This window comes from Lentzea sp. NPDC037011 (assembly GCF_055607425.1).
This window is the reverse complement of the sequence record NZ_JBVJRT010000022.1, coordinates 75,604-82,294: the sequence shown is the minus strand read 5'-3', so window position 1 is coordinate 82,294 and position 6,691 is coordinate 75,604. Positions and strand designations below refer to the sequence as shown.

The following is a 6,691-nucleotide window of genomic DNA, read 5'->3' as shown; positions in this document are numbered from 1 at the left end:
CTGGGAACGCCGCGACGACATCCACGAAGCCTTCCTCGGCCTCGCTACCTGCATCATCTGCTACCGCCACGTCCAACGATTCTGTTAGGACCTCTTAAGCCCCTGTCCACCGTTCGGGGTGAACCTCAACATCGGCTACAGCGCGCTGCGCATCCACCCGGAACAACCGTGGCACCCGATCTACCTGGCGCAGCCGTTCTACAACATGGCGCTCGCGATGTTCTTCGAGTGGGGAATCACGATCTACGACGTCGAGCTGGAACGTGCCTGGCGTGGCGAGAAGAGCTGGCGCGAGGCGCTGACGCAGCTGCGCGGTGTCCTCGGCAAGGCCGGCCGTCAGGTGATCAAGGACTACGTCGCGTTCCCACTGCTGTCAGGCCCGTCGTTCCTGCCGACGTTGCTCGCGAACCTGACCGCGAACACGATCCGCAACGTGTGGACGCACACGATCATCTTCTGCGGCCACTTTCCTGACGGCACGGTGGTCTTCACCGAGGACCAACTCGACGGCGAGACCCGCGGTGAGTGGTACCTGCGTCAACTGGCCGGTTCGGCGAACATCGACGGCGGCACGCTGTTCCACCTCATGACCGGAAACCTCAGCCACCAGATCGAGCATCACCGGTTCCCGGACCTGCCGAGCAACCGGTACGCCGAGATCGCGCCGCGCGTACGTGCGCTCTGCGAACGATTCGGCCTGCCCTACACCACTGGCCCGTTGCTACAACAGACCGCCAGCGTGTGGAAACGCGTGCTGAGGCTCGCTTTCCCCGGTCAGGGCGGCCAGCAGGCCACGTAGTGACGTGGTCGCCAGCCCGATGGAGGCGTCGCTGGCACCGTAGGGGATCACCAGCGTGTCGTCGTGCAACAGGGGACCGCAGGAGTAGACGACGTTGGGTACGTAGCCGTCGCGTTCGGCGGCGGTGGGCAGCAGCAGCGGTTGAGGCAGGGTCGCCAGCACCCGTTCGGGGTGGTCGAGGTCGAGCAGGATCGCGCCCATCGAGTAGACGCGCATCGGGCCGACTCCGTGGGTCAGCACGAGCCAGCCCTCGGAAGTCTCGATGGGCGAACCGCAGTTGCCGACCTGGACGAGGTCCCAGTCCCTGGCGGGCACCTCCACCGGTCGTGGCTCGTTCCAGGTCCTGATGTCGTCGGAGGTCGCCACGGCCGTGCTCTCCCCGTCGCCGCGCGTCAACGCCGCGTACCGGCCGCCGATCTTCCTGGGGAATAGGGCCATGCCCTTGTTGCGAGCGGCCGACCCCGTCGTCTGTGTGACGTGGAAGGTGCGGAAATCCTTGGACTGCAACAACTGTGGTGCGACGTCCACACCGTCGTAGGCGGTGTAGGTGGCGTAGTAGGTCTGGTCGCCATCATCGTCGGTGAAGCGCACGAACCTGGCGTCTTCCATGCCCTGGCGTTCGGACGGGCCGGTCGGCCAGAGCACCCGGCCGCTGATGACGGTGTCGTCGGGAAACTCCGAGGTGTAGTTGCACGCGGCGATCCACCGGATCAGCTCCACGGTCCGGTGTGCCTCCTGGCGGGCGACCAGACTCGGGTGCAGATCGGCCAGCACGAGATTCAGGTCGGCGTCGGTGAACCGCTCGGGCAGCCACCGGTTCAGCACGCCGGAGACCTCGTCGTCGTGGCCGAGCTCGGCGAGTTTGCCCAGGAAGAGGCTCTTCTCGTACACCGCCTCCCGATGGAGGCCGGTGGTGATGACGTTCGGGGGCGCGTCGACGGTGAGCACACCGTCAGGACCGACCACCCCGGTCCGGAAACCGATCGACGACAGATGGCCCTCACCGATGCCGCGGACACTCAGCACGAACCGCAGATGTCCCGGTGCCAGCCCGCTCTGATCGGGGTGCGCGACCATGGACGGGTTGCACAGCGCGGCGCCTTCGATAGCGTACTCATGCGTGAAGTACGCGCCGATGAGCAGCCGGCGGGACTCGGACAGCTCGACGCCCTCGGGGAAGCGGTGGCTGACGCTCGCGAAGTGGTCGGCGAAAGTCACGCGGACGTCCCTGTGGCGTCCCGCGAACAGGCCGATGGTGCGGTCGAGCGTGGCGCACGCGGTTTCCTCGTCCAGCGCCATCACTCGCCGGATCACGGCCGCGGACCGCGACTCGTGTTCGGGCCGTTCCTCTCCCGGCACGAACAGTTTGGTGATGACCCGGCGCGGATCCGGCCGCAGCCGGAGCGAGGCGCGAGTGACACGGGCGTTCATCCGGTGCTCCCCAGCAGAGTGCGGCCGTGTTGCAGGGTGGAGATCAGCGCCAGGGTCGACTCGGCGCCCTGGTTGCGGTTGGGTCCTCCGTGCGTGAGTCCGTCGTAGCCGCCGCAGGTCTCCTTGCCGTGCATGGGCACGCCGAGGTCGTTGTCGCCGTCGAACCACGCGACCGCGCGGCGGACACCGGTGAGCCACATCAGGTCGCCGGTGACCTGGTAGGCGCGGGCGCAGGCGTCGGCCAGCGCCGCCACCTCGATGGGTTGCTGGTCGAACGCCGGGCGAGGCTCGCCGAGGTGCCAGCCGCCGGCCGGGGTCGGCGAGAGATGGATCTCGGCGGACTCGACGGTCAGCAGCCAGTCCAGCAGCCGCAGCCCGTCGTTGCGGATCTTGTGTTCCGAGAGGAGATGACCTGCGGCGATCAGCGCCTCGGGCAGCACCGCGTTGGCGTAGAAGAGTCGTTTCTCCGGCCACGGCCAGGTCGGTACGTCGCCGGGTTCGCCGACGTACGAGGCGATGTCACCGAGCAGCTTGGCCGCGAGGGCGTGCTCGGAGTCGGCGCTGAGCACCTCGGCGGCGCCGAGCGCGGCGAAGGCCATCGACCGCACCGACGGAGGCCTGTGGTGGGCGCTTGCCTCGAAGCGGTCCAGAGCAGCCGTGCGCATCCAGGGCACCGGGCAGCGGGCAGCCGCGGTGCCCAGTCCCCACAACGCACGCCCCCACCAGTCACCCAGCCCCGGCCCGTCCCGCCAGCCGCGGTCAGGTCCGAGCCGGTTGTGGAACCGCCCGTCGTCGGCCTGCGCGTGGGCGGTGAAGGCGAGATAGCGCTCCAGCAGGATGACCAGATCGGCGGACAGCTCCGGTTCGCGGCTCAGGACGACCAAGCCTCGGGCGACGTCGTCCAGGCAGTAGCCGTGCTCCCGGCGAGGCAACGGCCCGTCGGCGTGCTCGTACAGGCCCGTGTCGTCGCTGAGCCGGGCCAGGTGCGCGAAACTCGGGCCGGTCACGTGGTCACGGCGACGCGGGCGGCGAGCAGGTGCTCCGCCAGGTCTCGATACCGGTTCGCGACCGCCGGCCAGTTCAGTGCCGGGGCGAGGCTCGCCGAGCGGTCGCTCATCCCGGCCGCGAGTCCCGGTTCGGTCAGCACCCGCCGCAACGCCGCGGTGATGGCGGCAGGGTCGCGGTGGGGCACCAGCAGCCCGGCCCCGTTCGCCAGCAGCTCGACGGCGTGAGGGAACTCGGTCGCGACCACCGGTTTGCGAGCGGCCAGGGCTTCGACGAGCACACCGGACGTGACCTGCTCGGACGAGTCGTAGGGCAGGAGAATGACGTCGGCCTGGCCGACCAGCTCCGCCAGTGCGTCCACTTCGAGGTAGGTCGAATCGAACTCGACCAGGTCCGCGACGCCGAACGCGGCGGCGCGGTTGCGCAGGTTCCTGCGGTAGGCCTCACCCTCGTGCGCCAGCACCTTGGGATGGGTCTGGCCGGCCACCAGGTAACGCGGCTTCAGATCGCGCAACGCACCCAGTGCGGAGATGCCCCACTCGATGCCCTTGCCACGCCCCAGCAAGCCCCAGGTGAGGATCATCGGCCTGTCTGCGGACGGATCGCGGGCGGGTGGCTCGACGGGGAGCGCGCCGTGCGGAATCACGACGACCTCATCGGGCCGTCCGACGGCGTAGCCGTCCACGAGCCGGCGCCGCGCGGCTTCGGACATGGTCACCACGGCGGCGGCGTAGCCGACTACCTCCTCGAGCACCTGCCGCTGGCCAGGGGTGGGCGTGGTGAGCACCGTGTGCAGCACGATGATCACCGGGACCCGCAGCCGGGCCAGCACACCGAGCACGTCCGCACCATCACGGCCGGCGTAGATCCCGTACTCGTGCTGCACCACCACCATGTCGCAGCGGTTGAGCACGTCGGCCGCGGCCTCGACCGCGCCGGGGATCATCTCGTGCACCACTGATGTTCCCGCTACGGCGGCGGGTTCGTGATCCGGCTCCGCGAGAACACGGACCACCTTGCCCTTGCTGTCCGGCGTCACCGCGGTCAGATGGCTCAGCAGAGAAGCGGTGAACGTGGCGAGTCCGCATTGCGTGGGTGGATACGTACTCAGGAAACCGTACGTGCGAAGCACAAAGGACCTTCCGGGTCGGCTGGAACGTGGGACCGGTGACCACCGGCGCTGAGTCCTCCCGGGGCGCCCGGGCTGTTGGAACGCGCCGGTCGGCGATCAGCGGACGTGCTCCGGGATGTGGTCCAACGCGCCCAGCACGTGCACGGCAAGACCCTGTGCGTCTTTCGCGCTGAGTTCGGTGTGCGCAGCCAGGACTTCTTGGACCAGCTTGACTCTGCGCTCGTACAAGGACAGGTAGGTCGATGTCGTCATGGGGTGTGCTTCCTGTTCTGCTCCGGGATTCGGCCGCCGTCTGCTTCCCAGCCCGCGAGAGCGATCCGGGACAGGTCGGCCGTGCGTTGCGTCGACGCGGTCATGCTGACGCCCGCAGCGAGCAGGTCGTCGACAGTCTGGGTGTTGCCGCGATCGGCGGTGATCATCATGGTCTGCTGCGCGGCGGCCGGGTCGGTGTTCGACGGCACGACGAGCAGCGTGAGCCGGTGCTTGTCCGCCGCGAGCACGTCCACGGTGTGCGGGGGCCTGGAGATGAACCCGTCGAGCCGGATCTGGCGGCCGTCGCCGATGATGCGGCGCGGCGCGGAGTTCCACTCGGTCATGTTGTAGCTCACCCGCAGGATGTCGCCCAGGCGAGCTCCCAGCGCTGCGAGCAACGAGGGCAGCTCGGCGGCGAGGTCGCGGGAACGTGGCCACCAGGCCCCGTCGACGTGTCCCGTCGTGGGCGCCTTCGGCCGCAGCCGCAGTCGTTGCGAGAGCTGAGACTGCTCGGGGATCGCAGTGGCAGGTGAGGCTTCGGAAAGGTGGGGTGCTGACGTCATGTCAGGACTCCCGTCCCCGGCCGGAAAAACAGCCGGTCTAGTTTCGCCGAGCACGGCATGAACTCGATTGCCCATATACGCGCTGTTCTCGGCAACTTCACTCTACACCGATTCAGTCATGATCGACCGAAATGTCGCCAAATTTCTGGATCACCCACCCGCATGTCAGATCGAAGTACGGAAAACGCCTTCAGTGACCCAAACCTGCAGGTCAGATACTCACAGCTGACTCTCAGGATGACGTAGGCCGGATTTTCTGATCACACAGGGCTCGACCACTTGTGCCAGTGGTGCGTGTAGCATGGAGGAAAAAGTGCCGCTTTTCAACGGCCTCCTCGATCCTTCCCGAAATGGCCTGGCGATCCATATCGGACCATTTGCTCGAACATCACCCGGCCAGCTCGCGCAACCGGGGGACGGAGTACCGATATGAGCACGTCGACATGGACGACCCACCCGCTGACCACAGAGCGCCTGACCTTGCGGCCCTGGATGGTCGACGACGCACAGGCCGCGCTGGACGTCTACGGCCACGCCGAGGTGACACGCTGGCTCAGTCCCGACATGGACCGGGTGCCCGACCTCGCGGCCATGCGGCTGTTGCTGCAGCAGTGGAGCGCTGAAGGCGCCCGGTTGCCCGCTCCGGCCGGCCGATGGGCCATCCAGCGCAACACGGACGATCGTGTGATCGGCGGCGCCGTCCTGCTTCCGCTGCCGCCAGGCGACGAGGATCTGGAGATCGGCTGGCAGCTGTGCCCCGACGCCTGGGGCAACGGCTACGCCACCGAGACCACCCACGCGCTGGCCAGCTGGGCGTTCAGCCAGAACGTCCAGGAGATCTTCGCCGTCGTCCGCCCTGGCAACGCCCGCGCCGCGGCCACCGTCCGCAACAACGGCATGCACTGGGTCGGCGAGACCACCAAGTACTTCGGCGTCGAGCTGCAGGTGTTCCGTCTCCGTGCGGCTGACCTCGATCGGGCGGCACCCACGGCGCTGCAGCCACCCAACCTCAGTGGCGACTGACTCTCTGCCGCACAGCGGCCCGTTCGGCGCAGCGTCGACCTGTCTTCGTGAGCCGCGCGGGTCCGCCACCACGGACAGGAGACACGTGGAACAGCTCAGCCTCGGAGTGATCGCGCAGTCCCGCAAGGAGAACGGACCCGGCTTTCCCCGCATCCGTTACACCTGGCCAGGATCCACGCGGACCTCCTCGCAAAACGACGATCTGTCCACTTCGGCCACTGGCGCCCTGGTCGTCGGCGTCTCCTGCGACGCGGGCATGGCTTCGGATGGGCACGCCCACCTCGTTCACGGAGCAGGACTTCCTGGTGGGCGACCACGTGCCTTACCACGGCGTGGACCACAGCCCGTCCTGTCCTGTGGAGCTCGGCGACCTGGGGGATCAGCGAAGCGCTGCTCCCGCACCTGCGTCCGGTGCTCACCGGCGCCTGGGACTCCAGCGAGATCATCCGGCGTGCCATCGAGGTCCGCGAAGGAACCATCCTGAAC

At 68.0% G+C, this 6,691-nt stretch carries 7 protein-coding genes; 2 read left to right on the top strand and 5 right to left on the bottom strand.

What is annotated here, in order from left to right; all coding sequences use genetic code 11:
* The first annotated feature begins 118 nt into the window (after positions 1 to 118).
* Complete coding sequence (locus ACZ7CH_RS39260) at positions 119 to 799, top strand: fatty acid desaturase family protein (protein ID WP_360388174.1); 681 nt, start codon at positions 119 to 121, stop codon at positions 797 to 799.
* On the opposite strand, the gene ACZ7CH_RS39255 is transcribed toward ACZ7CH_RS39260, so the two are convergent.
* From ACZ7CH_RS39255 to ACZ7CH_RS39235, 5 genes are all read right to left on the bottom strand, one after another.
* Positions 722 to 2,230 carry a glycoside hydrolase family 130 protein gene (locus ACZ7CH_RS39255; protein ID WP_360388171.1) on the bottom strand — a complete coding sequence of 503 codons (1,509 nt, stop codon included), beginning with the start codon at positions 2,228 to 2,230 and terminating at the stop codon, positions 722 to 724. The genes ACZ7CH_RS39260 and ACZ7CH_RS39255 overlap by 78 nt on opposite strands.
* Positions 2,227 to 3,237, bottom strand: a complete 1,011-nt coding sequence (locus tag ACZ7CH_RS39250; protein WP_470376269.1) for a hypothetical protein — start codon at positions 3,235 to 3,237, stop codon at positions 2,227 to 2,229. Before ACZ7CH_RS39250 ends, ACZ7CH_RS39255 begins: the two co-directional genes overlap by 4 nt.
* Positions 3,234 to 4,181 (bottom strand): glycosyltransferase, encoded by a 948-nt coding sequence (locus ACZ7CH_RS39245; RefSeq protein ID WP_470376268.1) that lies wholly within the window; start codon positions 4,179 to 4,181, stop codon positions 3,234 to 3,236. The genes ACZ7CH_RS39250 and ACZ7CH_RS39245 overlap by 4 nt, the downstream gene beginning before the upstream one ends.
* Positions 4,182 to 4,463: 282 nt before the next feature.
* Positions 4,464 to 4,619 carry a DUF6307 family protein gene (locus ACZ7CH_RS39240; RefSeq protein WP_360388164.1) on the bottom strand — a complete coding sequence of 52 codons (156 nt, stop codon included), beginning with the start codon at positions 4,617 to 4,619 and terminating at the stop codon, positions 4,464 to 4,466.
* Complete coding sequence (locus ACZ7CH_RS39235) at positions 4,616 to 5,182, bottom strand: DUF5994 family protein (protein ID WP_360388161.1); 567 nt, start codon at positions 5,180 to 5,182, stop codon at positions 4,616 to 4,618. Before ACZ7CH_RS39235 ends, ACZ7CH_RS39240 begins: the two co-directional genes overlap by 4 nt.
* Before the next feature lie 429 nt (positions 5,183 to 5,611).
* On the opposite strand from ACZ7CH_RS39235, the gene ACZ7CH_RS39230 reads away from it, so the two are divergent.
* Positions 5,612 to 6,205, top strand: coding sequence for a GNAT family N-acetyltransferase (locus ACZ7CH_RS39230; RefSeq protein WP_360388158.1), 594 nt, complete (start codon positions 5,612 to 5,614; stop codon positions 6,203 to 6,205).
* Positions 6,206 to 6,691 lie beyond the last annotated feature (486 nt).

What these genes read in the sequence shown, in the direction of transcription:
- ACZ7CH_RS39245 (WP_470376268.1), bottom strand. Translation starts at nt 4,181, where the DNA reads ATGATCCCCGGCGCGGTCGAGGCCGCGGCCGACGTGCTCAACCGCTGC.
- ACZ7CH_RS39230 (WP_360388158.1), top strand. Translation starts at nt 5,612, where the DNA reads ATGAGCACGTCGACATGGACGACCCACCCGCTGACCACAGAGCGCCTG.
- ACZ7CH_RS39255 (WP_360388171.1), bottom strand. Translation starts at nt 2,230, where the DNA reads ATGAACGCCCGTGTCACTCGCGCCTCGCTCCGGCTGCGGCCGGATCCG.
- ACZ7CH_RS39235 (WP_360388161.1), bottom strand. Translation starts at nt 5,182, where the DNA reads ATGACGTCAGCACCCCACCTTTCCGAAGCCTCACCTGCCACTGCGATC.
- ACZ7CH_RS39240 (WP_360388164.1), bottom strand. Translation starts at nt 4,619, where the DNA reads ATGACGACATCGACCTACCTGTCCTTGTACGAGCGCAGAGTCAAGCTG.